The following is a 303-nucleotide window of genomic DNA, read 5'->3' as shown; positions in this document are numbered from 1 at the left end:
CGCACCCAGATGTCGGTCTGGATCTGTTCCATGAGGTGCCCGAGGTGTAGGTCGCCGTTGGCGTAGGGGAGGGCACTGGTCACGAGGATTTTGCGGGCGGCTTGGCTCATGGTCTCTGCGATCGTCTGATGGTGAAAAAAGGAGGCGCACTATAGCAAATTTTGCCCGTTTCTTCAGGGGGTTAGCCGGAAAAGTTGACCACAACACTTGGTTTTTCCCGTTTCGATGCAATAATGTGGGCACGGAACCCTTTTTATGATGGCTTTGGTGGGTGCTAGACCGACCGGCCGAGACGGGGAAGGG

General features: G+C 55.8%; 1 protein-coding gene. It reads right to left on the bottom strand.

Annotated elements, in window-relative coordinates; all coding sequences use genetic code 11:
- Window positions 1–110 (bottom strand): class I tRNA ligase family protein (locus tag B3187_RS17575; protein WP_414673689.1); only part of this gene is annotated, 110 nt, incomplete at its 3' end.
- Between the last annotated feature and the right edge of the window lie 193 nt (window positions 111–303).

Origin of the sequence: Marinimicrobium sp. UBA4209, from assembly GCF_002381585.1 — a bacterium.
GTDB lineage: Bacteria > Pseudomonadota > Gammaproteobacteria > Pseudomonadales > Cellvibrionaceae > Marinimicrobium > Marinimicrobium koreense.
Note: the sequence above shows the minus strand (reverse complement) of the source record. Positions and strands in the feature narration are given on the sequence as shown.